Consider the following 26,201-nt stretch of genomic DNA (forward strand, 5'->3'; position numbering starts at 1 on the left):
AAACAAGACGTCAAATCCCCCGCAAACAAGCGAACAACCGCCGCAACCCCGCCGCCGCAAGCTTTTGCTCATGACTGCGCAACAGGTCCACAAGGGGAGAAGGGGGAAAGGGCAGCTAAATCAAGCGGCGTGGCAGGCCTGGAAGCTTGTCTTCAGCCGCTCGGCGTCGAGTTCGCGGCCGATGAACACCAGCCGGCTCTCGTGCTTCTCGCCGTCCCTCCAGGCGCGTTGGTGGTCGCCTTCGATGATCATGTGCACGCCCTGGATGACATAGCGCTCGTCATCGCCTTTCAGCGCGATGATACCTTTCAGCCGCAGGATGTTCGGGCCTTCCATTTGGGTGACCTTCTCGATCCACGGGAAGAACTTTTTCGGGTCCATCTCGCCGCCGCGCAGCGACACCGACTGCACCGTCACATCATGGATGTCGGAAGGGTGCGCGTAATGATGGTCATGCCCGTCATGATCGTGATGATCATGGCCCTCGTGATCATGGTGATCATGATCATGATGGTCGTGATCGTCATGCGCCTCGAGGAAGTGCGGATCGTTCTCCAGCGCCCGGGACAGGTCGAACGCACCGCGATCGAGCACCTCGGACAGCGCCACGCCGGCGCGTGTGGTGCGATGGATGCGTGCCGCCGGGTTGATGGCGCGGATCGTCGCCTCCACCTTGCTCAGCTCTTCGGGGGTGACCAGGTCGGTCTTGTTGAGCACGACGACATCGGCAAAGGCGATCTGGTCCTCGGCCTCGCGGGAATCCTTGAGGCGCAGCGGCAGGTGCTTGGCGTCGACCAGCGCCACCACCGCATCGAGCCTGGTCTTGGAACGCACGTCGTCGTCCATGAAGAAGGTTTGCGCTACCGGCACGGGATCGGCGAGGCCTGTGGTCTCGACGACGATGGCGTCGAAGCGGCCGGGCCTGCGCATCAGACCTTCGACGACGCGGATCAGGTCGCCGCGCACGGTGCAGCAGATGCAGCCATTGTTCATCTCGTAGATTTCCTCGTCGGATTCCACGATCAACTCGTTGTCGATGCCGATCTCGCCGAACTCATTGACGATGACGGCGTAGCGCTTGCCATGGTTTTCCGAAAGGATGCGGTTGAGCAGTGTCGTCTTGCCGGCGCCGAGATAGCCGGTAAGGACGGTAACGGGGATCTGCGTCTGTGCGTCGCTCATATTGTGCCTCGAATAGGGATTGTCGGCTCCATATAGGATGTGTGCTCGGCTTTTGCACGAGGCAAACCGATGGGCCAAAGAGGCCGGTATTGCCGAACTTTCCCCACATTGCCGTACGTTCATTGGCGCGGGCTGGCGGTGGGGCCTAGATAGGGCGAGGGGTTGTTCGCACTGAGGAGGCGCCAGATGTCCGACAAGTCCTTGCCACTAAGCCGGCGGCAGGCTCTCGGTCTTATAGCGGTCACCACCGGCGGCATATTCCTGCCCGCCGGCGCAAGGGCCGGGCAGGTCTCGCCCTATGCCGGGCTTGCCTTGTTCGAAGCCGGTGCCGGCGTCTGCGCCATCACGCCCGCGGTCACCGAAGGACCGTTCTATTTCGACCCGAAGCTCGAACGCGCCGATATCACCGAGGGCAAGAAGGGCGTCGCCCTCAATGTGCGGCTGCAAATCGTCGACGCCGCCTGCCGGCCGCTTCCCGGCGCACGCGTCGATATCTGGCATTGCGACGCCCAGGGCGCCTATTCCGGCTATCCCGGACAGGGCGACGGGCAGGATATCGACACGTCCGGCCAGAGCTTTCTGCGCGGCTGGCAGAGAACCGATGAAAGCGGCATCGCTTCTTTCGCCACCATCTATCCCGGCTGGTATCGCGGCCGCACCACCCACATCCATTTCAAGATCTTCCCCGACGAACGCTCCGCGATGACCGGCCAGATGTTCTTCCCCGACAGCTTGAGCGAGCAGATATTCGCCACCGTCGCGCCCTATGACGATCGCCCCGGCAAACGCGATACATCGAACACGCGGGACGCCATTGCGCGGCAGGCCGGGCCGCCGTCGCAGGCAGCGCTGCGGGAAATGGCGGACGCCTATCAGGCCTTGATGGTGGTCGCGGTGAGGGTTGGTTGAGAACACCTCGTCACGTCGCCATCCAGCCGTCGCGGAAAGTCGTTTGTCATCTAACTGAAATAAACATCTGGCATTAGCCACGGCGAACACCGCGATGCTTGCCGGCAAAGCTATTTTCCGAGCCGGAATGTTTTCGATCGTCATTGCCAATCGGCGGCCTGCTTCTATGCTGTCCGCACCGGTTCGGCCGAGGAGGGAATGAGCATGGCCAAGGCGGACAAGACTGCAACAATGAGCCGGCTGCATTCGGCGGCGCGGCTGGCGCGCACGGCGCTCGCCGCCCGGCTTCTGGCGCATGGCTTCTATGCCGGCCAGGACCAGATCATGCTGGCGCTCGATCGCGAGGACGGGCAGACGCCCGGCAATCTTGCCGGCCGCCTCGGCGTGCGTCCGCCGACCATCACCAAGACCATCAACCGGCTGCAGGCACAGGGTTTTCTGGAAAAGCGCGCCTCCTCCGCCGATGCCCGCCAGGCTCATATTTTCCTCACCGACACCGGCCGCGAAATCATCCACGCCATCGAGAAATCGGTGAAGAAGACCGAAAAGCAGGCATTGAAGGGCCTCGACAAGAAGGATCAGAAATCGCTGTTCAAGCTGCTTGCACGTGTCGAAGCGAATCTTTCGAACGGCGAAATGGTGCTCCCCGATGACGAACTGGATATCGAGGACAAGATCCTTGAATAGGTCACGCGTTCGCCGCTGACGGCCGCCGCGTCAGTGCCGACCAGCGTCCGGGTGTGACGCCGAACGCCTTCTTGAAATGCCGATTGAAATGGCTTTGGTCACTGAAGCCGGCTGCGATGGCGATTTGCGCCAGCGGCTCGTCGGCTTCGATCATCCGACGGGCTCGCTGAAGCCGGCGCATCAACAAGAACCGGTGCGGGCTGGTCGAGAAGGTGGCGCGGAAATGCCGTGACAGGGCATAACGGTCCAACCCGGTGATCGCCTCCAATTCATCCGAACGTACAATCCGCGCGACATTTTCCTCCAGATAGTCGCGCGCCAGACTGGCGGCACGCCACGCAGTTTTCGCTATCGGTTTCGCCGGCTGACCGGCGTGCCGGGCCAGGCTTTGCATCAGCTGCGTCATGAAATCGACGACAAACAGCTCGTCCAATTCCTGATCCAGCGGCCCGAGCGCCGAAAGCAGCGTCGCGCGGAAATCGCGGTCTGTCATCACGGCATCCCCGACAAACGGCAGTGACCCGCCGCCGAGGCAATCGAGCATCAGGGATGGCTCCAAATACAGCATTCTGTATCGCAAGCCGTCTTCGGTGCCGGCGCCGCCATCGTGCATTTCGTCGGGATGAAGGATAATGATCTGGCCAGGCAGGCTCTGATGCGTCGCGCCGCGATAGCGGAAGCTCTGTATGCCATAAAGCGTCACCCCGATTGCATAGGTGTCGTGGCGATGGAGATCGAAGGCGTTGCCGTGGAACCGGGCCTCGATGCGTTCCATGCCGGCAGTACCGGGTGCCGATACGATGCAGTTCTCGGCTGCATCCACGCACAAACGTCCAAGACCCTGAAAGGCTTCCCCGTCTAGACCGTGCGGCATCGCTTCACTCGCAGCCTCGGATTGGCCCCCTTTCGGATTGGAAACTGTCGCATGTTCGATACGAAATTTGCAATCGTGCTCAGGGACGATCTTCCCGTCTGGCAGAAGCTCAACGTCACCGCCTTTCTGACCAGCGGCATCGTCGCGCAGTTTCCCGACCTCATCGGCGAGCCCTACCGTGACCGCGCCGGCAATATCTACAACCCGCTATCGATCCAGCCGGTCATCGTGCTTTCGGCAGACGGCCAGGCGCTCGGAACGATCCAGCGGCGGGCGCTGGAGCGTGGTGTGACGGTTTCGCTCTATGTCGAGGAAATGTTTTCGACTGGGTACGATCTGGCCAACCGTGCCGTCTTTGCCGAATTTGCGCCGGAGGATGCCAAGGTGGTCGGCATCGCGCTTCGCGCCGAAAAGAAGCTCGTCGACAAGATCACCAAGGGTGCCCGCATGCACACCTGACTCTCCGGCCACCAGGAACAAAACTGAGCCTGTCGTCGCCTGTCGGTGTGCCAGCCTCTTTTGGCTTGCCCGCTGGCGACAATTCCCGCATTGGTGAGGGACTGCCTTGCTTCCCGTCCGGCCTGAAATTGAATGCTCCCCCAAGACAAGACGAAAGCGCGACGTCGCCGGCGGCGATCCTGTGCATGCTTTCCGTCTATGTGTTTTTCACCTTCCTCGACACCAGCAGCAAGTACCTTGTGCTGGCTGGCGTCTCGGCGCTGATCGTCGCCTGGACCCGCTTCGCGGTCCATGTCCTGCTTGTCGGCGTCTTTCTGCGCGGATGGCGTGAGCCGTTGCGTTTTCGTCCCGCCAACCTGCCGGCGCATCTCACGCGCGGTCTGCTCCTGTTCGGATCGACTATGTTCAACATTCTGGCGCTGCGGACGCTGCAGCTGGCGGAAACCACCTCGATCTACTTCTTCGGCCCGATGGTGATCACCGCGCTTGCCGGTCCGTTGCTCGGCGAATGGGCCGGCTGGCGGCGCTGGCTGGCGATCATGAGCGGCTTTGTCGGCGTCCTCATCATCACCCGGCCGGGCATCGGGGTTTTTGGCGTCGGCCATCTCTTTGCGCTCGGCTCGATGCTATCGAATAGTTTCTACGTCATCATGACGCGCCGTATGTCGGCGACGGAAACCTCGGAAAGTCTCATCCTGTTTTCGGCGCTGGCGCCGGCCGTGCTGCTGCTGCCGACACTGCCGTTTTCGCTTTCGCTGCCGCAGGATGGCTGGCACTGGTTCATATTGCTGATGCTTGGCGTCTTCGGCGCCATCGGCCATTGGCTTCTTGTGCAGGCCTATCGCCTTGCCACCACCACGGCCCTGGCTCCCTATCCCTATTCGCAGATGATCTGGATGATCATCTCCGGCCTGATCGTCTTCAACCAGTTTCCCGACCGCTGGACGCTGGTCGGTGCCACCGTCATCGTCGCCAGCGGCCTCTACATCGTCCACCGCGAGCACCGGCTTCGCTTGCACAACCGCGCGACGCTGGACGCGGAGGCGGAAGCGCTGGCAAAAAAACTTTGATTTGCTCGGGATCGATGGCATAAGAGCCGGCCTTTAAACAGTTTAAATTGCTTCGGGAGCGCAGGGCGCTGGCACAGAAGATCAAGCTTTCGACCATCGCGGATGCGCTCGGCGTGTCCACGGCCACGGTCTCGCTGGCCTTGCGCGACAGCCCGCTGGTCGCCGGCGGCACCCGCGACCGTATCAAGGAACATGCACGCGCCATCGGCTATATCTACAACCGCCGCGCCGCCAGCCTTCGCACCTCACGCTCGGGCATTGTCGGCGTCGTCGTCCACGACATCATGAACCCGTTCTTTGCCGAGATACTGCGTTCGATCGAGAGCGAACTCGACCGCAGCCGGCAGACCTTCATCCTGTCGAACCACTACGACCAACTCGAGAAACAGCGCACCTTCATCGACACGCTTCTGCAGCTCGGCGCTGACGGCGTCATCATGTCGCCAGCCATCGGCACGCCGCCCGAAGACATAATCATGGCCGAGGAGAACGGTCTCCCGGCAGTGCTGATTGCACGCACCGTCGAAGGTGCCGACGTGCCGGTGTTTCGCGGCGACGATGCCTATGGCACCGGGCTTGCTACCAATCATCTGATCTCGCTTGGCCACAAGCGCATCGCCATGATCGGCGGTACCGACCAGACGTCGACCGGCCGCGACCGTTATCAGGGATATGTCAACGCCATGGAGGCGGCAGGGCTCGAGGTCAGGCCGTCATGGCGTATCGCCGGCCCGCGCACCAAGCAGGCCGGCTTCGAGGCTGCCGGGCAGTTCTTGGCGCTGAAAGACAGGCCTACCGCGGCCTGCTGCTGGAACGACCTCGTCGCCATCGGCCTGATGAACGGCATTGCGCGCGCGGGGCTGGTGCCGGGCATCGACATCTCCGTTACCGGCTATGACGACCTCGAGGAAGCGGCGATCGCGACGCCGGCACTGACCACGGTCTGGAACGGCCAGCGCGAGGTTGGCCGCCGCGCCGCCAGCGCGCTGCTCGACAAACTCAACGGACAGACGGTGCGGCCGTCGCAGGAACTGATCAAGCCGGAACTGCATGTGCGCCAGTCGACCGGCAAACCGGTGGAACGTGCATGACAAAAACCGAACAGCAAGCTGTCGCCATTCTGGTGCCGGGCCAGTTCAACGACCATGCGGTCGGCCGCATCGACGGGGCGTTCAGCCGCGTCCGGATCGAAGGCGCCGATCCGTCGCTGGTCACCGACGACATGCGCCGTACGGTGCGCGGCATAGCCGCCTTCGGCGGCATAAGCGCCGCGTTGATGGACGCGCTGCCAAAGCTCGAGATCATCGCCAATTTCGGCGTCGGCTATGATTCTGTCGATGTCCGCCACGCCGTACAGCGCGGCATCATGGTCACCAACACCCCGGATGTGCTGACCGAAGAGGTCGCCGATACGGCGCTCGGCTTGCTGATCAACACCATCCGCGAACTGCCGCGCGCCGAGGCCTGGCTGCGCGACGGAAGTTGGCTGCGCAAAGGCAACTATCCGCTGAGCCGGCTGACCCTGCGCGGGCGCCATGTCGGTATCTTTGGCATGGGCCGCATCGGCCTCGCCATTGCCCGCCGGCTCGACGCTTTCGGGCTGCCCATCGCCTACCACAACCGGCGCCGCGTCGAAGGCCTGTCCTATGACTATCACCCGACGCTGAAAGGTCTCGCCGAGGCGGTCGACACACTGATCTCGGTGGCGCCCGGCGGGGCCGCGACGGAAAGGGCAGTCAATGCCGAAATCCTCTCGGCTCTTGGGCCGAACGGCGTCTTCGTCAATATCGGCCGGGGCAGCACGGTCGACGAGCCAGCCCTTGCCGCCGCACTTGCCAGCGGCAGCATCGCCGCTGCCGGGCTAGACGTCTTTGCCGACGAGCCGAATGTGCCAGCGGCGTTGCTTGCCGCGCCCAACACCTCGCTTTTGCCACATGTCGGCTCCGCCTCGCAGCACACCCGCCGCGCCATGGCGGACCTATGCGTCGACAATCTGGTCTCGTGGTTTTCGCAGCGCAAGGCACTGACGCCGGTGCCGGAGACGGCAAATGTCAAGGCAAGGCCGTAAGCGGGCTGCCATATCTATTAACTTCAGCTTAACCCTTCGGAATCATTCTGGTCCCTTCCTAGTGTCTGTCCGCCTGACAGCACATGACAGCAAGATGAAGCGCGCCTCCTGATCTCTTCGAACGCGGCGCGCTTGAAATGCGCGGAGAAACAGGATGAAAACGCTTCCTGCATTGATGGCGGTTGCTGTGCTGTTCGGCAGCGTCCAGCTGTTTTATGCCGGTAGCGGTGAAAGCCGTGCAGCCAGTGAGTCACCACCTTCATCCGGCAACTACCGGCTGGTAGCCCATGGTGACGAGGCGTCTTGTGCGGTCAGCCGTGGCGCCGAGATTTCGCAAGGCTTGTCGCTGTTGACGGTCGCCGCGAATTGCCGCCGGGTGTTGCCCGGTGTCGAGCAGGCGAAGTTCTGGCGAGAGCAGAATGACGGCACGGTCACATTCAGCGCCAACGGCACCGATCCAATCGTCATGTTCTCAGTCGCCGATGGCGACGGTTACGAATCCTACGCGCCGGCGCTGCCGCTGCTATCGCTGGCGTCGGCCGGCAACTGACGAGCGCTATTCTGCCGCTGCGCGCGCGCCCGATTTCGCCGCCTGATGCAGACGTACAGCGTCGCCGAAGGCGCGGAAAATCTTTGCCGAGATGTTGTCAGATTCGACCCAGTACTCTGGATGCCACTGCACGCCAACAGCGAAGGCGCGGGCGTCCTTGACCGAAACCGCCTCGACAGTGCCGTCGGCGGCGACCGCTTCGACCTGCAGCTTCGGGCCAAGCCGATCGATGGCCTGGCGATGCACCGAATTGACCAGGATGTCGCCGGCGCCGAAGACCCCGGCCAGGCAGCTGCCGGGTTTTATCGACACGCTCTGGCGGATGGCGAAGCGTTCGTCCTGATTGTCGCTTGCCGGCGCACGATGGTCGAGCGAACCGACGCGTTCCTGGATTTCGGTCGCCAGCGTGCCGCCCAGTGCCACATTCATCTCCTGGATTCCGCGGCAGATGGCGAGCAGCGGTACCCCGCGCTCCACCGCCCGGCGGATCAGTGGCAACGTCGTCGCGTCGCGGGCGGAGTCGTAAGGACCATTGGCTTCGCTGGCGTCACCGCCATAGAGCGAGGGATGAACGTTGGACTTCGAACCGGTGACCATGACGCCGTCGACGGCGGAAAGCAGTTCATCGAAGTCGAGCCGGTCGCCGAAGGACGGTACCAGCAGCGGGAACACGCCTGCACCCGAAAGCGCCGCTTCAAGATATTGCTGTGGCGCGGCATGCCAGATGTAATTGTCGAACTGGCGGACGTCGGTCGATATGGCGACGAGCGGCTCGTGCATTTGGTCCGGATCCCATCGGGTGCAACGAATTATCTGCCTGCAAAATAGGCGATCCGAAGGCGCATTTCCATGGCAAGTTTCGGCGTGTCGCGTAGGCCAGTTAATCGACCTTAGACTATAGTTGCAAGATCTGCCCCAACGCCGTGAATTTCCCCGAAATGCGCCACTCAAACCGGGCTGCCACGCTGGACTCGACTCCTTGCCTGTGTATTGTCGGGCTCGAAGCCGATCCGGGCCCCGAAGCGTCCCGAATGTCGGTCAGTTGATCCAAAAGGGAGGAACTTCATGGATCGTCGTTCGTTCATCCGCAAGGCCGGCACCACCGGTTTCGGCGCCGCGGCCGCTGCCGCGACACTTGCTGCGCCGGCCATCGCCCAGTCCAACCCGAAAGTGACCTGGCGGCTGGCGTCGTCCTTCCCGAAGTCGCTCGATACGATCTATGGTGGCGCCGAAGTGTTTTCCAAGATGCTGTCGGAGGCGACCGACGGCAACTTCCAGGTCCAGGTCTTCGCCGCCGGCGAACTCGTTCCCGGCCTGCAGGCCGCCGACGCCACCACTGCCGGCACCGTCGAGGCCTGCCATACGGTGGCATACTATTACTGGGGCAAGGACCCGACTTGGGCGCTGGGGGCGGCGGTTCCGTTTTCGCTCAACGCGCGCGGCATAAACGCCTGGCACTATCATGGCGGCGGCATCGATCTGTTCAACGAGTTCCTGGCGACGCAGGGTCTGTTCGGGCTGCCGGGCGGCAATACCGGCGTGCAGATGGGCGGCTGGTTCCGCAAGGAGATCAAAACGGTCGCCGACCTTTCCGGCCTCAAGATGCGTATCGGTGGTTTTGCCGGCAAAGTGGTGCAAAGGCTCGGCGTAGTTCCGCAGCAGATCGCCGGTGGCGACATTTATCCGGCGCTGGAAAAAGGCACGATCGACGCCGCCGAATGGGTTGGCCCCTACGACGACGAGAAGCTCGGCTTCTACAAGGTTGCGCCCTATTACTACTATCCCGGCTGGTGGGAAGGTGGACCGACCGTCCATCTGATGTTCAACAAGGCGAAATACGACGAACTTTCGCCGGCTTACAAGTCGCTGGTGCACACTGCCGCCCAAGCGGCCGACGCCAACATGCTGCAGAAATACGACTACCTCAACCCGGCGGCGGTGAAGCGGCTGGTTGCCGGCGGCGCCAAGTTGAGCCCGTTCAGCCAGGAGATCATGGCCGCCTGTTTCGAAAAGGCCAACGAAGTCTATGCCGAGATGGAAGCCTCGAACGCGCCGTTCAAGAAGATCTGGGACTCGATCAAGGCGTTCCGCAAGGAGCATTATCTCTGGGCGCAGGTGGCCGAGTACAATTACGACACCTTCATGATGGTCCAGCAGCGCAACGGCAAGCTCTAGAATATTCTGCGACGCCGAGTGGCTCCACTCGGCGTCGCAGAAAAGGGCTAAAACAAAGCGGATGTCCCGTTTGGTTTGAATGCATTCCGCTCCAGGCGTTTGATGGATCTCGTCAAAGGACCGCGAGCCACGCCCCGCGGTCCTTCCCTGTCAGCCTTCGGACGCACTGACTTCGACCAGTACTCCACCCGGCGCATGGCAATAGAACGTCGTCGACTGGATGCGGCCGCGCATTAGCTGCTGGACCTCGCCCGGTTGCAGGCCGGCATCGGCAAGCCCGGCTCGCTTTGCATGCACAAACTCCGGCTTGCCGACGAAGAAGCCAACGTGAAAGCCGTCCGGATAGCTGGCGGGCTCGCCTTTCCCCGGCTTCATCAGATTGAGGATGAAGCCATCGATGCCACGCAGAACCGCGAAGGCGTCCTTGCCGCGCACGGCGACAAATTCAAAGCCGAAATGGCTGGTGAAGAAGCGGGCAAGGCCGGCAACTTCGGTGGTGACGAGATTTATGTGGTTCAGTTTCATGATGCGTCTCCTGCCACGGGTTGAATGCGGACAGGCTTCGACCGAAGAGCGCAAACCGGCGGGACCGCTACATCCGAAAATCCGGACGTGACCCGACCGGCTCGCGAGTTTCGCCTCGCTTGCCGGCCGCGGGTTCTCCCACAAGTAATGTGGCGAACAGGCTTCCCCGAGCATCGTGCTCAGGACGGGAAGAGCCGGACTACCGAACCGGCAATGTCTTTTTCGGCGTAGTTTCTGTAACCGGTCGCCCCGCCGGTGGCAACTGGCCCGATCGATCAGCCCTGAGGCACTACCAGGACCTTGACCTCACCTGGTGCCGACGGGTTGGCAATGATCGCCACCGCCTCGTCGAGGTCGACTTGTCGCGATATCAGCCGGTCTACCTCGATCGCACCCGAGGCGATGAGATCGGCGGCCCGGCGATGGGTAAAGGGATTGAGGAAGGAGCCCAGGACCTTCAACTCGCGGAACAGCAGGTCGAACGGTTCGAACGCCGCTTTCATGCCTTGCGGCATGACGCCGACGACGACAATTGTGCCGCCCGCCTTGGCCAGCCGCATCGCCTGCTCGACGGTGTCTTTCACGCCGGCGCATTCGAACACCACGTCGACGCCGCCCGGCATCAAACCCGACCGGCCGACGATCGCGTCGGTGATGTCGGAAGCGCTGGGATCGACCGTCGCCGTTGCGCCAAGTTCCTCGGCAAGGGCGCGCCGCGAGGCCTGGCGCGTCGACAGGATGATGGTCGTCGCACCGGCGAGCTTTGCCAGTTGAACGGTGAGCAGGCCGATCACGCCGCCGCCGAGCACGGCAACCGACGAACCTGGTCTGATCGCGGCAAGGTCCACGCCATGCAGGCAGCAGCCGAGCGGCTCGCAGAACGCACCATGCGTCGGCGTCAGATCGCCTGGCAGGACGAAAGCCTGTTTCTGCGGCAGGGCAAGATATTCGGCAAAGCCGCCATCGCGATGGATGCCGATGGCACGCAGATTGCCGCAGAGGTTGACCCGGCCGGCCTGGCAATGCGCGCACCGGCCGCAGGCGATGTTGGGATCGCCGGTGACGCGGTCGCCGACGGCAAAGCCGGATACGGCAGGTCCGATCGCCTCGACGATGCCGGAGAATTCATGGCCGAGAGTCACCGGCGGCGTGCACGGGAATTCGCCATGGAAAAGATGCCGGTCGGTGCCGCAGACGCCGCACGCCTCGATCCGCACCAGCAGCTCGTCCGGTCCGGCAGTCGGTTTCTCGACCTCGCACACGGCGAGGCCGCCCACTCGCTCCAGTCGCACCGCCTTCATGGCTGCCGGGCCTTCGTCAATTGAAACTCGGTGGTTGCGACAGATCGGTTGCCGGTGCCGCCGGTTTCGCGGGCGGCTTTTCGTCGAAGCTTGGCGGCTGCGACAGGTCCTGCGCGCCGGGCGCAGCGGGTGCCGTGCTGCCACCGGCCGGCGGCGTGCCGAGCGGCGACAGGCTGGGCATCTCCGGCACCTTGATGTCGATCGTCGCTGGATCGACGACGGCGCCTTTGTAGTGCATCACCATCTGCGGGAAGGCGATGGTCAGGCCGATCATGATCACCTGGATACAGACGAACGGCACTGCGCCCCAATAGATCTGCCCGGTGGTGACGGGCGCGATCTGTTTGCCGGTGAGCCGGTCGAGATAGGGCACGCGTGCGGCGACCGAGCGCAGATAAAACAGCGCGAAGCCGAACGGTGGATGCATGAAGCTGGTCTGCATGTTAACCCCGAGCAGCACGCCGAACCAGATCAGGTCGATGCCGAGCTTGTCGGCCGCCGGCGCCAAAAGCGGCACGATGATGAAGGCGAGCTCGAAGAAATCGAGGAAGAAGGCGAGCACGAAGACGAGGATGTTGACGCCAATCAGGAAACCGACTTCACCGCCCGGCAGCGACGTCAACAGGTGCTCGACCCAGATGTGGCCATTGACGCCGTAGAAGGTCAGCGAGAACACCCGCGCGCCGATCAGGATGAACAGCACGAAGGACGACAGCCGCGTCGTTGAGGCCAGCGCCTGCTTGACCACGTCGAGCGACAGCCGCCCCTTCATCGCCGCCATCGCCAGCGCGCCGACGGCGCCCATGGCGCCGCCCTCCGTCGGCGTGGCGATGCCGAGGAAAATGGTACCCAGCACCAGGAAGATCAGCGCCAGCGGCGGGATCAGCACGATGATCACCTGCTGTGCCAACCTCGACATCAGGTTGATCTTCAGGCGCTGGTCGATGATCGCCACGACATAGATGAAGATCACGCCGATGGTGGCGCCGAGGATATCGGCATTGCCGCCATGGTTTGGCGCGAGGTAGCGATACGCGGCATAGGAAACCACCACCGCCGCCAGCAGCGCCGCCAGCAGCGACAGCACACCGTGACCGAGCGTGCGGGCCTCCAGCGGCAGTGCCGGCATCGACTTCGGCCGGACGATCGACATGAGCAGGATGTAGAGCATGTAGATGCCGGTCAAAATGAGCCCGGGGATCAGCGCCCCCTTGTACATATCGCCGACCGAGCGGCCGAGCTGGTCGGCCAGCACGATCAGCACCAGTGACGGCGGGATGATCTGGGCGAGCGTGCCCGATGCTGCGATGACGCCGGATGCCAGCCGCCGGTCGTAGCCGTAGCGCAGCATGATCGGCAGCGAAATCAGCCCCATGGCAATGACGGAAGCCGCCACCACGCCGGTCGTCGCGGCCAGCAGCGCGCCGACGAAAATCACGGCATAGGCCAGGCCACCACGAACCGGTCCGAACAACTGGCCGATCGTGTCGAGCAGGTCTTCGGCCATGCCGGATCGTTCGAGCACGATGCCCATGAAGGTGAAGAACGGGATCGCCAGCAGCGTGTCGTTCGACATCACCCGGCTGCCGTAGAAATTGTCCGGCAACGCGTGCAGCAACGGCCAGGCGAGGTTGATCGAGCCGCCCGAATAGGGCGACAGCAGCACGCCGATGAAGAAGAACATCAGGCCGTTGGCGGCAAGCGAGAAGGCGACGGGGTAGCCGATCAGCAGGAAGAAGATCAGCGAGGCGAACATGATCGGCGCCATGTTCTGGGCGATGAACTCGATCACGAGCGCACCTCTTCGACGAGCGCCTTGGCTTCTAGCTCGGCCTGTTCATGCACCGATATGAATGGAGTGGGATCGTCCATATGACCGCGCATGATGGCGATTTTCTTGATGATTTCGGAAATGCCCTGCAGCGCAAGCAGGAAAAAGCCGACCAGCAGGATCGCCTTCGCCGGCCAGATGATCAGCCCGCCGGAATTGTTCGACATCTCGCCGCTGCGATACGACAGCGACACATAGGGAACGAAATAGACCACCATCAATGTCACGAACGGCATCAGGAAGAAGACGTGACCGAAAAGGTCGATCCAGTGCTGCACGCGGCGCGAGAACATGCCGTAGACGATGTCGATGCGGATATGGTCGTTCTGCTTCAGCGTGTAGGCGGCGGCCAGCATGAAGGCGGCGCCGAACAGATACCACTGCAATTCCAGCCAGGCGTTCGAGGACATGTCGAACAGCTTGCGGATGACGGCGTTAGCGGCGCTTACCAGAATTGCGAGCAGGATCAGCCACGATACCCATTTGCCGATGAATTCGTTCAAACGGTCAATGGTTCTGGAAAGAGCGAGAAGCCCTGCCATGCATTCCTCCCTTGTGTCAGAGCGCGGCGGTTCCCTGTCCGTTGCGCCGCTGTGGACCAACGGTATGCAGTGCGTGGTTCGGCGGGTCAACACGGGCCTGCCCGCATAAACACAGTTGTGAGGTGACGACCGGCAAAAAAGCTGCCGCGTCCTTTGCATGTCCAAGGACATGCGGCTCTTTCACCAACCAAAGTCGGGTGCGGCTCAGGCGATCTTCTGTTGGTCGCGGCCGGCGCCGATCAGCACAAGCATGGCGACGAGGAACAGGTACATCCAGGCATCGCGCCATTCGAGCGGGAAATAGCCGGCCCATAGCGATTCGGCCATGCCGAAAGCGGCGGCGCCCAGTGCCGCCCGCAGCGGCGAAAGATAGCCGCCTACTGCCGTCACGAACAGGATCTTCAACCCGTAGACCAGGCCGGTGCCGAAGCTGATGTTGCCGTAGTAGAAGCCGGCGAGCACGCCGGCCAGCGCAGCGCAAAGGCCGCCGAAAAGCACCGCACGCCGAAACACCGCGCGGACATCGACACCGCACATCGCAGCAGCCTTGGGATCGTCGGAAACGGCGCGCCAACTGCGGCCGAAGCTCGAATGTGTGAAGCCCCACGCAGCCAGCGCAATGGCCGCCAGCACGGCAGCGCAATCGAGCAACTGGATCAGCGTCAACGTCGCCTTGAAGCTGGCACTCTGCGCGAAGACGATGGTCTGGGCCAGCATCGGTGGCAACCACAGATCGTGGGTGTTGGCGGCGATGCGGCTGGCTTCCGACAAGACCAGCAATATACCGAGCGTTGTCACCACGATCGCATTGGGCGAGCGGTCGGCCAAGGGTTCGAAGATGCTTCGTGACAGAACGTGGCTGATCAGCGCCGCGTAGAGAAACGCCGCAACTATGCCGAGCGCGACCGATGCAAGCAGCGTCAGCCACAGTGCCTGATAGCCGAATGCCGCGGTGAGGATCATCGTTTGCCCGCAAAAGGCGAACAGCGCGCCATAGGCAAGATTGGTGCGGTGCAGGATGCCGTTAGTCAGCACATAGCCGAAGGCAAGCAGTGCGTAGAGCGCGCCCGAATGCAGCCCGTTCAGAACCTGCTGGAAGAAATAGAGCATGCAAAATCCTCGGTGCATGGCTCCGAATAATCGGAAATCGACTTTCGCTGGGATCATGCACAAAATCAAAGTGCTACAAGCCGCGGCGCTCGCAGCCGTGAAGAGCGTTGCACTCGGAATCTAACTTGTCAAATGCGATTTATCGGTTAGATTTCATCGCATGACGGTATCCTGGACTCCGCACCGCTTCACCGGCGGCATGCTTGCGCTCGACACGGCGAACACCGTTGTGCTGCGGCACCATCCGGAGAAGACCTTCGACCGTTTCGACGATCCCGCCGAGATTGCCCGCTTTGCCGAAGCCGCCAGCGGCTTTCGCGCCGCCGAGCTCGGCGGCAGGCGGCTGGAGGCCCCGTCGCCGGACAAGATCGCGCCGGTGGTACTGTCGATCCGCGAAACCACCGATCGGCTGTTTCGCCGCGCGGTGTCGAAAGGTGCGATCGCCACCGCCGACATGCCTGAATTCCTGGAAGCCTGCGCCGACGGCCTCGCCCATGGCCGCACCGAAATCGGGACGCTTGGAAAACCGTTCGGCGACCCGGCGACGCCGATCGCCTTTGAGGCGGCATTGGCGGTCTCGGCGCTGTCGCTGCTGCGCGGCGACACCATCGCCAGGCTGAGGATTTGTCCCAACTGCAGCTGGCTGTTTGTCGACCGAAGCCGCAATTCCAGCCGCCTTTGGTGCGACATGGCGGTATGCGGCAACCGCCAGAAGGCAAACCGTCACTATCGCCGCCGGACGGCGGCGAACGAGGTCCACAATGGCGAGGTCCAGAATGGCTAGGCTGTTTTCGCGCTCGATCGTTGTCGGGGTTGCGCTGATTGTGGCTGCAGCGCTCGGCGCCTGTCGCGAGACGGGCACGGACGACAACGGCGATGGCAAATTGTTCGAGATTTCAGGCAAGATATTCGTGTTCAACTATCGCCTCGCCAGGGCGACCTACCTCGTTACGCTGCGGCCGTTGCGGCCGATGGGGGAGGGGCAGGTCGCGGTCGCCAGCTTCCAAAACCCGGCCGGCGGCGAGCCGCTGGCAGTCGAGCAGAAAATCTGGCCGAAGCTCGACAAGGTGACGCTGGAGAGTCCGGCGCTTCAATGCGTCGTCAAGGACAAGCCTTACGCGATCGCGATCAGCATCAAGGACGCTGACGGCACGATCCTCCAGAAGATCGACACCACTCTGATGTCGACGGAGGACCAGTCCGTCCTGCCCGACCGGCCGCTGGTCATCGATCAGCTTTATACGCCCAATCCGGACCTTGCCGGCCACCCGGACGGCAAGTTGCCGAACGAACCTAAGCCCGACTGTTCGAAAGGTCTCTGACGCATTTTTCGACGGCATCGGATGGCGCGGAATTTTATTGCTGTCGAAAACAGCCGACGCGCGGTTTCTTACGCCGGCGGGCGCGGCGTTGATGATTTGTTGCGGACCGCCTGGCGGCTTCGATTTTGTTTGACCTCCCCGGCAAGGGAAGAAAGACTATAGGTACTTGACTCCGACGTTGGCCGCGCACCCTCCAGGTGCGGCTTCCGCACAGGAAATGCCTGATGACGCTGCACAATGTCGCGCTCGACGACAAGTTCGACCTGGCAAAGGAGCGCATCTTCCTGTCGGGTGCCCAAGCAGTCATCCGCATGCTTCTGATGCAACGCGAGCGCGACCGCCGGGCTGGCCTGAACACCGCCGGTTTCGTCTCCGGCTATCGCGGCTCGCCGCTCGGCGGCCTCGACATGCAGCTGTGGAAGGCCCGGGACCAGCTCGCGCAGTCGGACATCGTCTTCCAGCCCGGTCTCAACGAGGAGCTCGCCGCCACCGCCTGCTGGGGCTCGCAGCAGGCCGAATTGCTGGGCGAGGGCACTCGTGACGGCGTTTTTTCGGTCTGGTACGGCAAGGGTCCGGGCGTCGACCGCTCCGGCGACGTGTTCCGTCACGCCAATCTCGCCGGCTCGTCGAAACATGGCGGCGTGCTGGCCCTGATGGGTGACGACCACATGGCCGAATCCTCGACCAACGCGCATGCCACCGAGTTCCTGTTTGTCGACACCATGGTGCCGATCCTCAATCCGGCCGGTGTCCAGGAGATCATCGACTACGGCCTCCACGGCTTTGCCATGTCGCGTTTTGCCGGCACCTGGGCGGCGATCAAATGCGTCAAGGACAACATCGAATCGACGGCCTCGGTCGATGCCGCGCTCGACCGGCTAGATATCGTCATCCCGGACTTCGACATGCCGCCCGGCGGCCTCAACATCCGTAACGAGATCGACATGCTCGGCCAGGAGGAGCGGTTGCATGAATACAAGCGCGCCGCTGCTTCGGCCTTCATCCACGCCAACGGGCTGAACCGGATCGTCTATTCAGGCGGCAGCAGCCCGAAGCTTGGCATCGTCACCATCGGCAAGAGTTATCTCGACGTTCGGCAGGCGCTCGAAGACATAGGCATCGACGAAGTGGCCGCCAATCGTATCGGTATCAGGCTGTTCAAGGTCGGCTGCCCGTGGCCGCTCGACCTGCAGCACATCGCCGACTTTGCTCGCGGCCTAGACACCATCGTTGTCGTCGAGGAGAAACGCTCGCTGATCGAGGTGCAACTGCGCGAGAACCTTTACGGCACCGCCACGCAGCCGGTCATCGTCGGCAAGAAAAACGAACGCGGCGACTGGCTGTTCCCGGCCAAGGGCGCGCTCGACCCCAACGACATTGCCATCGCACTCGGCGAGCGGATCTTGCTAACGATCGGCCCGTCGGAAGAAATTGCCGCGCGGGTGGCGAAATTGCGCCAGTTCCAGGCGATGCTGGCCGACACGTCAGACATCGCCTCGCGCACGCCCTTCTTCTGCTCCGGCTGCCCACACAATTCCTCGACCAAGGTGCCGGACGGCTCGCTCGCCGCCGCCGGAATCGGGTGTCATTTCATGGCGCTGTGGATGGACCGCAACACCGTCGGCTTCACTGCCATGGGCGGCGAGGGCGCGCAGTGGGTCGGCCAGGCGCCGTTCTCGAAGCGCGAGCACATCTTCCAGAATCTGGGCGATGGGACCTACAACCACTCGGGTGTGCTGGCGATCCGCTTCGCGCTGTCGACCGACGCCAACATCACCTACAAAATCCTCTACAATGACGCCGTCGCGATGACCGGCGGGCAGCCGCACGAGGGCGGCCTGACGGTGGACATGATCGCCAGGCAGGTGCGCGCCGAGGGCGTCGAGCGCATCGCCATCGTCACCGACGAGCCGGACAAATATACCGGCAAGGTGGAATTTCCCGCCGGCGCCACCATCCACCACCGCGACGACCTCGATCTCGTCCAGCGCGAGTTGCGTTCGGTCAAGGGCGTCTCGGTGCTGCTCTACGACCAGACCTGCGCCGCCGAGAAGCGCCGCCGCCGCAAACGCGGCACCTTCCCCGATCCCGACAAGCGCATCTTCATCAACGAGCTGGTCTGCGAAGGTTGCGGCGATTGCGGCGTGCAGTCGAATTGCGTCTCGATCCAGCCGGTCGAGACCGAATTCGGCCGCAAGCGCAAGATCGACCAGTCGAGCTGCAACAAGGACTTCTCTTGCGTCAATGGTTTCTGCCCGTCCTTCGTCACCATCCACGGCCCCAAAATCAGGAAAGCCGAAGGCATAGCCGGCGCGGCCGACCCGCTCGCGGGGGTGCCGGCGCCGGCGCAATTTACGCTCGGTGAACAAGGCTGGGCGGCAATCATAGACGGTGTCGGCGGCACCGGCGTCGTCACCATTGGCGCAGTGCTCGGCATGGCAGCCCACCTCGAAGGCAAGGGCTGCGGCATGATCGACATGGCCGGCCTCGCACAAAAGGGCGGCTCCGTGTTCACCCATGTCCGTATTGCCCGCACGCCGGACGACATCCACGCCATTCGCGTATCGGCCGGCAAGGCCGATCTCGTGCTTGGCTGCGATCTCGTCGTTTCGGGTGCAAAGAAGGTGCTGGCCGCGGTGCGCGAAGGCTATACCATCTTCCTCGCCAACACCGCCGAGATCATGCCGGGCGAGTTCGCCCGTTCGGCCGATTTCTCGCTGCCTATCGAGCGGCTGAAGAAAGCGATAAGAACTGCCGCGGGCGACGACAAGGCGCATTTCTTCGACGCCACCCGCACCGCCACCGCGCTGTTCGGCAGTTCGCTCGGCGCCAACATGTTTATGCTCGGCTTTGCCTTCCAGCATGGCGGCTTGCCGCTGTCGGACGAGGCGGTCGAGAAGGCAATCGAGCTCAACGGCGAGGCGGTGGCGATGAATATCGCGGCATTTCGCTGGGGTCGCCGCGCCGCCCACCAGCCGGATTTCGTGCGCGGCCTTCTCACCCAGCCGGGCAAGGCCACGCAGCCTGCCGCGATTGCCGAGACGCTGGCCGACATCATTGCCCGCCGCGTCGCCTTCCTGACCGCCTATCAGAACGCCGCCTATGGCAAGCGCTATGCCGACAGACTGGCAGCGCTGCGTAAGGCCGAAACCAAGGTCGTGCCCGGTTCGACCGTGGTGACCGAAGCTGCCGCAAAGAACCTGTTCAAGCTGATGGCTATCAAGGACGAATACGAGGTGGCGCGGCTCTATACCGACGGCTCCTTTGCCGCAGATCTCGCAAAGCAGTTCCAGAGTTACGACAGGCTCGAATTCCATCTCGCACCGCCGATCATGGGCAGGCGCGGCAGTGACGGCAAGCCGAAGAAATCGAGCTTTGGTCCGTGGATGATGAACGGGTTCCGCCTGCTGGCGGCGATGAAGGGCCTGCGCGGCACCGCTTTCGACCTGTTCGGCTACAGCGCCGAGAGGCGTATGGAGCGGCAGCTTCTTGCCATCTATGAAGCCGACCTGGAGCTTGTCGCCGGCGCGCTGGCACCGGGCAAGATCGAGGCCGCTGCCGCGCTTGTCTCGGTGCCGGCGCTCATCCGCGGCTATGGCCACGTCAAGCGGGCCAGTGCCGAAAAAGCCGCCGGCGAACGCCAGCGTCTGCTCGACCGCCTTTCGACGGCGCCACTGCGGCCGCAGCTTCAAGCCGCCGAATGATTCCGCACCGTGATACGCCTTGTTTACCTGAACGGTAGTTTCCCTGTTTCCGCAGCGTCAGCGGGGGATCCCGGCAGGTCTCTAACCGCCTCTCTAAACCTTTCTTAAGGCCAATGTGACACTGCTGGGTTCCCAAGGGTTGGGATCCAGGCGTGAATCTGAAAAGACAAAACGAGATTCCGGTCGACGTTTACATTCCGTTCGTGGAAACTCTGTTTCGCGACGGCGTTACGCTTTCGATCGGCATTGTCGCGCAGACCTTCCTGATCGGCCTTGTCTGGTGGAAAAGCGGCGACCCGCTTTATCTGCTTGTCGCGATCGCGATGGTTCTCGTCGGCATCTTCCGTATGAGAAACTTCCGCAAATACAACAGCTTGCCCCCGCCGGCGACCTGGGAAGAGGCGCACAAGCGCGAGAACGACTACATCCTCTATGGCTCCTTGCACGGGCTCACGCTTGGCGCCTTCTGCCTGCTTGGCATCTATTTTGCGCGCGACAATTTCGCTGAGATCGCCTCCGTCTGCCTGACGCTGGCCACGGCCACCTCCATTGCCGGGCGCAACTATGGCTCCCCGCGCATGGTCACCATCCTGACGCTTGCCTTGACGTGGCCGATCTCGTTGGGGTTCCTTTTACGTGGCGATATCTACCACATCCTTCTCGGGCTCCTGTCCGCCCCATTCCTGTTTGCTATTCGCAAATTCGCCGACACGGTCCGCGACGTGCTTTTTGCCGCCGTCTCGGAGGAAAAAAAGGCGAACCGCATCGCACAGCGTTTCAACCGCGCCCTCAACACCATGTCGCATGGTCTTGTCATGCTCGGTCCGGACGGCCGGGTAGCGGTGGCCAATGCCGAAGCCGCGCACCTGATGTCGCTCAAATCGCCGGATGCCTTGCTCGGACGGTCGATCCACGGTCTGCTGATGCGCGGCGTTGCCGGCGGCATGCTGGCGCCGAAGGATTGCCGCTACATCGAAGCCCAACTGACGCGCGCCCTGCGCGAGGGCCGCGACCGCAAGGTTCTGGTCTCGCTCGCCAACGGCCAGCACTATGAATTTTCTGCCCGGGAAGGCAGCCAGGAACTGGGCGTCATCACTTTCGAGGATGTGACCGCCCGCGTCGAGGCGGAGGACAAGATCCGCTTCATGGCGCGCTACGACAGTCTCACCGGTCTGCCCAATCGCGCCTATTTCCATGAGCTGGTCGTGGAGGCCATGGCCTCGGGCGATCCGGACCGTCTCTGCGGGCTGGTCGTGCTCGACCTCGACGATTTCAAGAGCGTAAATGATACGCTCGGCCATCCGGTCGGTGACGGTTTGATCTACGCCGTCGCTGAGCGGCTGGCCGCGATCGCCGGGCCAGGTATCACCGTCAGCCGCTTCGGCGGCGACGAGTTCATGATCTTCTTCGAACGCATCGAAGATGAAAGCCATCTGACCGGCCAGGTTGATGAGATCTTTGTCAATCTACAGGGCGAGGTCGATGTCGCCGGCCACGGATTGCGCATCCAGGCCAGCGGAGGTGCGGCGCTCTCGCGGGTCAGGGATACCGACGTCGATGCCATGATCGTCAAGGCCGACCTTGCACTCTACAAGGCAAAGGAGCTTGGCAAGAACGGCTGGCGGCTGTTCGAGGCCTCCATGGACGCTGCCTTCCGCAGCCGCCAGCTGATGAAGGCGGATCTGCGCAGTGCGGTGGAAAACAAGGAGCTGCGAGTCGTCTACCAGCCGATCGTCGCGATGAACACGATGCGGATCGCCAGTTGCGAGGCGCTGTGCCGCTGGGATCATCCCGACCTCGGGCCGATCTCCCCCGGTATCTTCATTCCTCTTGCGGAGGAAATGGGCATCATTTCCGACATCAGCACTTTCGTCCTGCATGCGGCCTGCACGGAATGCGCCAAATGGCCGGCCCAGACCAGCGTGTCGGTCAATCTCTCGGCCAAGGATTTCCGCAATCGTGATGTCATCCAGAAGGTTCGCGATGCGCTGGCCGGTTCCGGTCTGCCGGCCGACCGCCTCGAGATCGAGGTCACCGAGACGGCGCTGCTCGATGACAAGTCGCTGACACGCCAATATATCGAGGAATTGAAGCGGCTCGGCGTTCGCATCGCGCTCGACGATTTCGGTACCGGTTATTCGAGCCTCAGCTATCTCCACAAACTGCCGCTCGACAAGATCAAGATCGATCGCTCGTTCCTGATCGACGTTACCCAGAACAGCCGGTCGCTCGAATTGCTCAAGGGCATCGTCAACCTGTCACGGCCGCTGGGACTTTCGGTTACCGTCGAAGGTGTCGAGACCTTCGAACAGCTCAAGATCCTGGCGTTGCAGGTCAAGCCGGACCTGGTCCAGGGCTTTCTGTTCGGGTCGGCACTCAGCGCGTCCGGCATCGAGACGATGTCAAGCACCGTCTGGCCATTCGCCAAAGACATCCAGACCGCAAGGAAGGCGCCGCGGCGCTGATTTGCGCTGAAAACCGCGTATTTTAGTGTAATTTTATTAATTGTTAACCTTAACGAGCGGTAAACGAGCTCGTACTTATTTTCATCTTTACATCTCATGACCCGTCCGTAGTGTCGGCTGGTGGCGGTAATCGCGGGGAATAGAGTTCATGTGTGCCCAGTTGAGTTCGCTCGGCCATGCGGCGAGCGCGGGCGGTGAAAATTCGTCCGAAACTATGTCTAGTTTCGCCAGGAATGTTTCGGCGATGCTGGAGCGGACGGAATACCGCCGTTGCGACAAGGGCGAGGATCTCGAGGACATCTATCGCCTGCGCTACAAGTCGTACCGTTCCAACGATATGGTTCCCGATAACGAGAACCACACCATTCACGACGAACTCGACGAGGTGCCTAACGTCTTCCGGTTCGGTGTCTACATCGACCAGGAACTCGTCAGCACACTGCGTATTCATCACGTAACGCTGTCGACGCCAAGATCGCCTTCCACCAAAGCTTTCGGTGACATCGTCATGCCGATGCTCGAGGAGGGCATGAGCTTCGTCTGCCCCAGTCGGTTCGCCTCCGACCCGGAATGGTCGCGCGTCTATCCGCAAATACCCTATCTCACGCTGCGGCTCGCCGGCATGGCATGTTTTCACTTCAACGCGCCCTATTGCCTTTCGACCATCCGCGAGGATCACGCCGGCTTCTACAAGCGGATCTACTACGCCGAGAAGATCAGTGAGCCTCGTGCCTATCCTGGCGTCTATAACAAGGTCGTGCTCTACCGTGCTGATGTTGGCGCTATTCGCGAACGGTCGCTGTCGCGCTTTCCATTCTTCCGTTCGACGCCAATGGAGCAGCGTATGTTATTCAATGCGCCCGGTGCCGGCGAACTCGCTCCGCTGACCATCCTGCCTACCGCCAAGTATTTTCGCGAAGCCGCCTGAACGAGCCCATGGAGCCTTCCGGTAGCTTCGGCGTTCTGGGCAAGGTGCTGGTGGTAGGCTGGCATCCGCCAAGCATCGCTTCGATAGCGATCCGATCCAAGGAACCGATATGACCATTTCGACACTCGCCCTTACCCCGCTTATCTCGCTGATTGCAGGCGTGCTGATCCTGGTGATGCCGCGGCTGCTCAATTATATCGTCGCCCTTTATCTGATCGTTGTCGGCCTGCTCGGGCTGTTCCCGCATCTCGCCAGCTAACGACATCGGCAATAGCGGACCTGCCATCCATTGTGATTGGTATCGCCGCGCTCCGACCCGCCTCGTTTCAGGGGTTGGGTCAGTCATAGCCGCTGCGCACGTTGCGGCACATCATTGACGCAGCGATTTCAAGTTTCGCTTGAGACTGTTGGCTGCGGCGATGCGGCAATAGCGCCATTGCCCTTAACGCGGCTTTTCGCTATGTGCCTGAAAGATGTCTTCGAAGGGGTATTCCTATGGCTGAACACACGCCGACCGGTCCTGTCGAACTGGGCGCGAAGATGGACTATGCCGAGCACGACCGCACCTATGCCGGCTTCCTGATGCTGGCCAAATACGGGTCGCTGTTTTGCGCCGCAGTGCTTCTGGCCATGGCGTTCGGCTTCTTTGTGGGCGGCTTCTTCTCGGGGACCATCCTGTTCGTTCTGATCCTGGCCGTCGGCGCCTTTATTCTCCGATAACTCCTCCAATTTTTGTCGAGGACGCCGCCGGGGGCCGGCCGGCGTCTTGCGGTAACGGGTTGCGGCCGAAAGGATCATGCGGTGGGACAGACGGTTTTCATCCCTCGTGAGCTCGACGCGAACGAGCCGCGCGTCGCGGCCTCGCCCGACACGGTGAAGCGGCTGGCGGCGCTGGGTTTCGACGTGGTCGTCGAAGCTGGCGCCGGCGCGGCGTCGCGCATTCCCGACGAGGAGTTTGCCAAGGCCGGCGCCGCGATCGGCAAGGCCGGCGATGTTTCCAGGGCTGATGTCGTGCTGAAGGTGCGCCGGCCGAGCGATGCCGAGCTGAAAGTCTATCGGCCGGGCACTGCCGTGATCGCCATCATGGATCCCTATGGCAACGATGCCGGCGTCGCCGCGTTGGCCAGGGCCGGTGCTACTGCTTTTTCCATGGAGTTCATGCCGCGCATCACCCGCGCCCAGTCGATGGACGTTCTATCCAGCCAGGCGAACCTCGCCGGCTATCAGGCGGTGATCGACGCGGCTGCCGAATATGACCGGGCGTTGCCGATGATGATGACGGCGGCTGGCACGGTACCGGCGGCGAAGGCCTTCATCATGGGCGTCGGCGTCGCCGGTCTGCAGGCCATCGCCACCGCGCGCCGCCTCGGCGCCGTGGTCACCGCCACCGATGTGCGCCCGGCTGCCAAGGAGCAGGTTGCTTCGCTCGGCGCAAAGTTCCTGGCGGTCGAGGACGAGGAATTCAAGGCGGCCGAGACGGCCGGCGGCTACGCCAAGGAAATGTCCAGGGAGTATCAGGCCAAGCAGGCGGCGCTGACCGCCGAGCACATCGCCAAGCAGGACATCGTCGTCACCACCGCGCTGATACCGGGCCGGCCGGCGCCGAAGCTGGTTTCTGCGGCAATGGTCGCCTCGATGAAACCCGGCTCGGTGATCGTCGACCTTGCGGTCGAGCGTGGCGGCAACGTCGAGGGCGCCGTTCCGGGGCAGGTGGTGACCACCGCCAACGGGGTAAAGATCGTCGGCCATCTCAACGTTCCCGGTCGCGTCGCCGCCTCCGCCTCGCTGCTCTATGCGAGAAACCTCTATGCCTTCCTCGAGACGCTGGTTGACAAGGCGACGAAGACGCTTGCCATCAACCGCGACGACGAGCTGGTCAAGGCAACCATGCTGACCGATGCCGGCAAGGTCGTGCATCCCGCCTTCGTCAGGGCTGAGCAGGAGCCGCCAAAGGGCCAACATGTCGAACCGCCGGCCATTCCGGCCAAGACGATGGTTGCCGAGGCTTCGGCGAAGCCGGCTGCGAAGAGGCCGGCCGCTTCGAGGAAGCCCAAGACCACCGGAGGGATCGCGTGATGGATCAGACCCTGCAGAAAGCCCTCGACCAGCTCGACCAGGCCACAGCTGCCGTCCGCCTTGCGGTACAGAACCTGGCCACCGCGCCCGGCACCGAGGCCGCTGGTGACGCCGCGCACGCGCTGTCCGGCGGCGCGATCGATCCCTTCGTCTTCCGCTTCGCCATCTTCGTGCTGGCGATCTTCGTCGGCTACTACGTCGTCTGGTCGGTCACGCCGGCGCTGCACACGCCATTAATGGCGGTCACCAACGCCATTTCCTCCGTCATCGTCGTCGGCGCGTTGCTTGCCGTCGGCATCTCGGCCTCGGGCATCGCCACCGGCTTCGGCTTTGTTGCGCTGATGCTGGTGTCGGTCAACATCTTCGGCGGCTTCCTCGTCACCCAGCGCATGCTGGCCATGTACAAGAAGAAGGAAAAGTAGG

General features: G+C 62.5%; 25 protein-coding genes. 17 read left to right on the plus strand and 8 right to left on the minus strand.

Annotation, left to right across the window (positions count from 1 at the left end; all coding sequences use genetic code 11):
- Positions 1-120: 120 nt before the first annotated feature.
- Complete coding sequence (locus tag NKH37_RS32695; RefSeq protein WP_353007001.1) at positions 121-1,182, minus strand: CobW family GTP-binding protein; 1,062 nt, start codon at positions 1,180-1,182, stop codon at positions 121-123.
- Positions 1,183-1,368: 186 nt separating this feature from the next.
- Here NKH37_RS32695 and NKH37_RS32700 point away from each other — a divergent pair, with 186 nt between their 5' ends.
- Together NKH37_RS32700 and NKH37_RS32705 are read left to right on the plus strand one after the other, a co-directional pair.
- On the plus strand, positions 1,369-2,091 hold the full coding sequence (locus NKH37_RS32700) for an intradiol ring-cleavage dioxygenase (protein ID WP_353007003.1): 723 nt from the start codon (positions 1,369-1,371) through the stop codon (positions 2,089-2,091).
- A gap of 204 nt (positions 2,092-2,295) precedes the next feature.
- The gene (locus NKH37_RS32705) at positions 2,296-2,778 is read left to right on the plus strand and encodes a MarR family winged helix-turn-helix transcriptional regulator (protein WP_023718061.1); all 483 of its coding nucleotides are present in this window, start codon (positions 2,296-2,298) and stop codon (positions 2,776-2,778) included.
- 1 nt (position 2,779) lies between these two features.
- Here NKH37_RS32705 and NKH37_RS32710 read toward each other — a convergent pair whose 3' ends face one another.
- Positions 2,780-3,652, minus strand: coding sequence for an AraC family transcriptional regulator (locus tag NKH37_RS32710; protein ID WP_352918833.1), 873 nt, complete (start codon positions 3,650-3,652; stop codon positions 2,780-2,782).
- Between the two features lie 51 nt (positions 3,653-3,703).
- Between NKH37_RS32710 and NKH37_RS32715 the strand changes: the two genes are divergently transcribed.
- The 5 genes from NKH37_RS32715 (at position 3,704) to NKH37_RS32735 (ending at position 7,799) form a co-directional block, all read left to right on the plus strand.
- The gene (locus NKH37_RS32715) at positions 3,704-4,111 is read left to right on the plus strand and encodes a DUF2000 family protein (protein WP_023718059.1); all 408 of its coding nucleotides are present in this window, start codon (positions 3,704-3,706) and stop codon (positions 4,109-4,111) included.
- Positions 4,112-4,296: 185 nt separating this feature from the next.
- Positions 4,297-5,181, plus strand: a complete 885-nt coding sequence (locus NKH37_RS32720; protein WP_352484377.1) for a DMT family transporter — start codon at positions 4,297-4,299, stop codon at positions 5,179-5,181.
- A 68-nt stretch (positions 5,182-5,249) separates the two neighbouring features.
- A complete protein-coding gene (locus NKH37_RS32725) occupies positions 5,250-6,272 on the plus strand; it encodes a LacI family DNA-binding transcriptional regulator (protein ID WP_023676245.1) in 1,023 nt (340 codons plus the stop codon).
- Positions 6,269-7,249, plus strand: coding sequence for a 2-hydroxyacid dehydrogenase (locus NKH37_RS32730; RefSeq protein ID WP_023718057.1), 981 nt, complete (start codon positions 6,269-6,271; stop codon positions 7,247-7,249). The genes NKH37_RS32725 and NKH37_RS32730 overlap by 4 nt, the downstream gene beginning before the upstream one ends.
- 154 nt (positions 7,250-7,403) lie before the next feature.
- Positions 7,404-7,799 carry a hypothetical protein gene (locus NKH37_RS32735; RefSeq protein WP_352484378.1) on the plus strand — a complete coding sequence of 132 codons (396 nt, stop codon included), beginning with the start codon at positions 7,404-7,406 and terminating at the stop codon, positions 7,797-7,799.
- 6 nt (positions 7,800-7,805) lie between these two features.
- Here the strand turns inward: NKH37_RS32735 and NKH37_RS32740 are convergent, their stop codons facing one another.
- A complete protein-coding gene (locus tag NKH37_RS32740; RefSeq protein ID WP_353042412.1) occupies positions 7,806-8,579 on the minus strand; it encodes a gamma-glutamyl-gamma-aminobutyrate hydrolase family protein in 774 nt (257 codons plus the stop codon).
- 285 nt (positions 8,580-8,864) lie between these two features.
- On the opposite strand from NKH37_RS32740, the gene NKH37_RS32745 reads away from it, so the two are divergent.
- Positions 8,865-9,974 carry a TRAP transporter substrate-binding protein gene (locus NKH37_RS32745; protein ID WP_023718055.1) on the plus strand — a complete coding sequence of 370 codons (1,110 nt, stop codon included), beginning with the start codon at positions 8,865-8,867 and terminating at the stop codon, positions 9,972-9,974.
- 150 nt (positions 9,975-10,124) lie between these two features.
- Here the strand turns inward: NKH37_RS32745 and NKH37_RS32750 are convergent, their stop codons facing one another.
- The 5 genes from NKH37_RS32750 to NKH37_RS32770 form a co-directional block, all read right to left on the minus strand.
- Positions 10,125-10,499, minus strand: a complete 375-nt coding sequence (locus NKH37_RS32750) for a VOC family protein (RefSeq protein ID WP_352484380.1) — start codon at positions 10,497-10,499, stop codon at positions 10,125-10,127.
- A 275-nt stretch (positions 10,500-10,774) separates the two neighbouring features.
- Positions 10,775-11,800 carry a zinc-dependent alcohol dehydrogenase family protein gene (locus tag NKH37_RS32755; RefSeq protein WP_023718053.1) on the minus strand — a complete coding sequence of 342 codons (1,026 nt, stop codon included), beginning with the start codon at positions 11,798-11,800 and terminating at the stop codon, positions 10,775-10,777.
- Between the two features lie 16 nt (positions 11,801-11,816).
- On the minus strand, positions 11,817-13,589 hold the full coding sequence (locus NKH37_RS32760) for a TRAP transporter large permease (protein WP_031193698.1): 1,773 nt from the start codon (positions 13,587-13,589) through the stop codon (positions 11,817-11,819).
- Positions 13,589-14,173 carry a TRAP transporter small permease subunit gene (locus tag NKH37_RS32765; RefSeq protein ID WP_023718051.1) on the minus strand — a complete coding sequence of 195 codons (585 nt, stop codon included), beginning with the start codon at positions 14,171-14,173 and terminating at the stop codon, positions 13,589-13,591. Before NKH37_RS32765 ends, NKH37_RS32760 begins: the two co-directional genes overlap by 1 nt.
- A gap of 204 nt (positions 14,174-14,377) precedes the next feature.
- Complete coding sequence (locus tag NKH37_RS32770) at positions 14,378-15,283, minus strand: branched-chain amino acid ABC transporter permease (protein ID WP_023718050.1); 906 nt, start codon at positions 15,281-15,283, stop codon at positions 14,378-14,380.
- Positions 15,284-15,443: 160 nt separating this feature from the next.
- Here NKH37_RS32770 and NKH37_RS32775 point away from each other — a divergent pair, with 160 nt between their 5' ends.
- From NKH37_RS32775 to NKH37_RS32815, 9 genes are all read left to right on the plus strand, one after another.
- The gene (locus NKH37_RS32775; RefSeq protein ID WP_023718049.1) at positions 15,444-16,067 is read left to right on the plus strand and encodes a CGNR zinc finger domain-containing protein; all 624 of its coding nucleotides are present in this window, start codon (positions 15,444-15,446) and stop codon (positions 16,065-16,067) included.
- Positions 16,060-16,605, plus strand: a complete 546-nt coding sequence (locus NKH37_RS32780) for a hypothetical protein (RefSeq protein WP_023718048.1) — start codon at positions 16,060-16,062, stop codon at positions 16,603-16,605. Before NKH37_RS32775 ends, NKH37_RS32780 begins: the two co-directional genes overlap by 8 nt.
- Positions 16,606-16,829: 224 nt before the next feature.
- Complete coding sequence (locus tag NKH37_RS32785; protein ID WP_353007008.1) at positions 16,830-20,309, plus strand: indolepyruvate ferredoxin oxidoreductase family protein; 3,480 nt, start codon at positions 16,830-16,832, stop codon at positions 20,307-20,309.
- A gap of 152 nt (positions 20,310-20,461) precedes the next feature.
- Positions 20,462-22,774 (plus strand): putative bifunctional diguanylate cyclase/phosphodiesterase, encoded by a 2,313-nt coding sequence (locus NKH37_RS32790; RefSeq protein WP_023718046.1) that lies wholly within the window; start codon positions 20,462-20,464, stop codon positions 22,772-22,774.
- A 148-nt stretch (positions 22,775-22,922) separates the two neighbouring features.
- Positions 22,923-23,702, plus strand: a complete 780-nt coding sequence (locus NKH37_RS32795) for an N-acyl amino acid synthase FeeM domain-containing protein (protein ID WP_023718045.1) — start codon at positions 22,923-22,925, stop codon at positions 23,700-23,702.
- A gap of 109 nt (positions 23,703-23,811) precedes the next feature.
- Entirely contained in the window at positions 23,812-23,961 is a 150-nt protein-coding gene (locus NKH37_RS32800) for a DUF3096 domain-containing protein (RefSeq protein ID WP_023718043.1), read from the plus strand.
- Positions 23,962-24,197: 236 nt separating this feature from the next.
- Positions 24,198-24,422 carry an aa3-type cytochrome c oxidase subunit IV gene (locus NKH37_RS32805; protein WP_023718042.1) on the plus strand — a complete coding sequence of 75 codons (225 nt, stop codon included), beginning with the start codon at positions 24,198-24,200 and terminating at the stop codon, positions 24,420-24,422.
- A gap of 81 nt (positions 24,423-24,503) precedes the next feature.
- A complete protein-coding gene (locus NKH37_RS32810) occupies positions 24,504-25,778 on the plus strand; it encodes a Re/Si-specific NAD(P)(+) transhydrogenase subunit alpha (protein WP_353007011.1) in 1,275 nt (424 codons plus the stop codon).
- Positions 25,778-26,200, plus strand: coding sequence for an NAD(P) transhydrogenase subunit alpha part 2 (locus tag NKH37_RS32815; protein ID WP_036244434.1), 423 nt, complete (start codon positions 25,778-25,780; stop codon positions 26,198-26,200). Before NKH37_RS32810 ends, NKH37_RS32815 begins: the two co-directional genes overlap by 1 nt.
- The last annotated feature ends 1 nt before the right edge of the window (position 26,201 follow it).

Origin of the sequence: Mesorhizobium sp. M1217, from assembly GCF_040318275.1 — a bacterium.
Classification (GTDB): Bacteria; Pseudomonadota; Alphaproteobacteria; order Rhizobiales; family Rhizobiaceae; genus Mesorhizobium.

What these genes read in the sequence shown, in the direction of transcription:
- NKH37_RS32695 (WP_353007001.1), bottom strand. Translation starts at nt 1,182, where the DNA reads ATGAGCGACGCACAGACGCAGATCCCCGTTACCGTCCTTACCGGCTAT.
- NKH37_RS32700 (WP_353007003.1), top strand. Translation starts at nt 1,369, where the DNA reads ATGTCCGACAAGTCCTTGCCACTAAGCCGGCGGCAGGCTCTCGGTCTT.
- NKH37_RS32705 (WP_023718061.1), top strand. Translation starts at nt 2,296, where the DNA reads ATGGCCAAGGCGGACAAGACTGCAACAATGAGCCGGCTGCATTCGGCG.
- NKH37_RS32710 (WP_352918833.1), bottom strand. Translation starts at nt 3,652, where the DNA reads ATGCCGCACGGTCTAGACGGGGAAGCCTTTCAGGGTCTTGGACGTTTG.
- NKH37_RS32715 (WP_023718059.1), top strand. Translation starts at nt 3,704, where the DNA reads ATGTTCGATACGAAATTTGCAATCGTGCTCAGGGACGATCTTCCCGTC.
- NKH37_RS32720 (WP_352484377.1), top strand. Translation starts at nt 4,297, where the DNA reads ATGCTTTCCGTCTATGTGTTTTTCACCTTCCTCGACACCAGCAGCAAG.
- NKH37_RS32730 (WP_023718057.1), top strand. Translation starts at nt 6,269, where the DNA reads ATGACAAAAACCGAACAGCAAGCTGTCGCCATTCTGGTGCCGGGCCAG.
- NKH37_RS32735 (WP_352484378.1), top strand. Translation starts at nt 7,404, where the DNA reads ATGAAAACGCTTCCTGCATTGATGGCGGTTGCTGTGCTGTTCGGCAGC.
- NKH37_RS32740 (WP_353042412.1), bottom strand. Translation starts at nt 8,579, where the DNA reads ATGCACGAGCCGCTCGTCGCCATATCGACCGACGTCCGCCAGTTCGAC.
- NKH37_RS32745 (WP_023718055.1), top strand. Translation starts at nt 8,865, where the DNA reads ATGGATCGTCGTTCGTTCATCCGCAAGGCCGGCACCACCGGTTTCGGC.
- NKH37_RS32750 (WP_352484380.1), bottom strand. Translation starts at nt 10,499, where the DNA reads ATGAAACTGAACCACATAAATCTCGTCACCACCGAAGTTGCCGGCCTT.
- NKH37_RS32755 (WP_023718053.1), bottom strand. Translation starts at nt 11,800, where the DNA reads ATGAAGGCGGTGCGACTGGAGCGAGTGGGCGGCCTCGCCGTGTGCGAG.
- NKH37_RS32765 (WP_023718051.1), bottom strand. Translation starts at nt 14,173, where the DNA reads ATGGCAGGGCTTCTCGCTCTTTCCAGAACCATTGACCGTTTGAACGAA.
- NKH37_RS32770 (WP_023718050.1), bottom strand. Translation starts at nt 15,283, where the DNA reads ATGCTCTATTTCTTCCAGCAGGTTCTGAACGGGCTGCATTCGGGCGCG.
- NKH37_RS32775 (WP_023718049.1), top strand. Translation starts at nt 15,444, where the DNA reads ATGACGGTATCCTGGACTCCGCACCGCTTCACCGGCGGCATGCTTGCG.
- NKH37_RS32780 (WP_023718048.1), top strand. Translation starts at nt 16,060, where the DNA reads ATGGCTAGGCTGTTTTCGCGCTCGATCGTTGTCGGGGTTGCGCTGATT.
- NKH37_RS32785 (WP_353007008.1), top strand. Translation starts at nt 16,830, where the DNA reads ATGACGCTGCACAATGTCGCGCTCGACGACAAGTTCGACCTGGCAAAG.
- NKH37_RS32795 (WP_023718045.1), top strand. Translation starts at nt 22,923, where the DNA reads ATGTGTGCCCAGTTGAGTTCGCTCGGCCATGCGGCGAGCGCGGGCGGT.
- NKH37_RS32800 (WP_023718043.1), top strand. Translation starts at nt 23,812, where the DNA reads ATGACCATTTCGACACTCGCCCTTACCCCGCTTATCTCGCTGATTGCA.
- NKH37_RS32805 (WP_023718042.1), top strand. Translation starts at nt 24,198, where the DNA reads ATGGCTGAACACACGCCGACCGGTCCTGTCGAACTGGGCGCGAAGATG.
- NKH37_RS32815 (WP_036244434.1), top strand. Translation starts at nt 25,778, where the DNA reads ATGGATCAGACCCTGCAGAAAGCCCTCGACCAGCTCGACCAGGCCACA.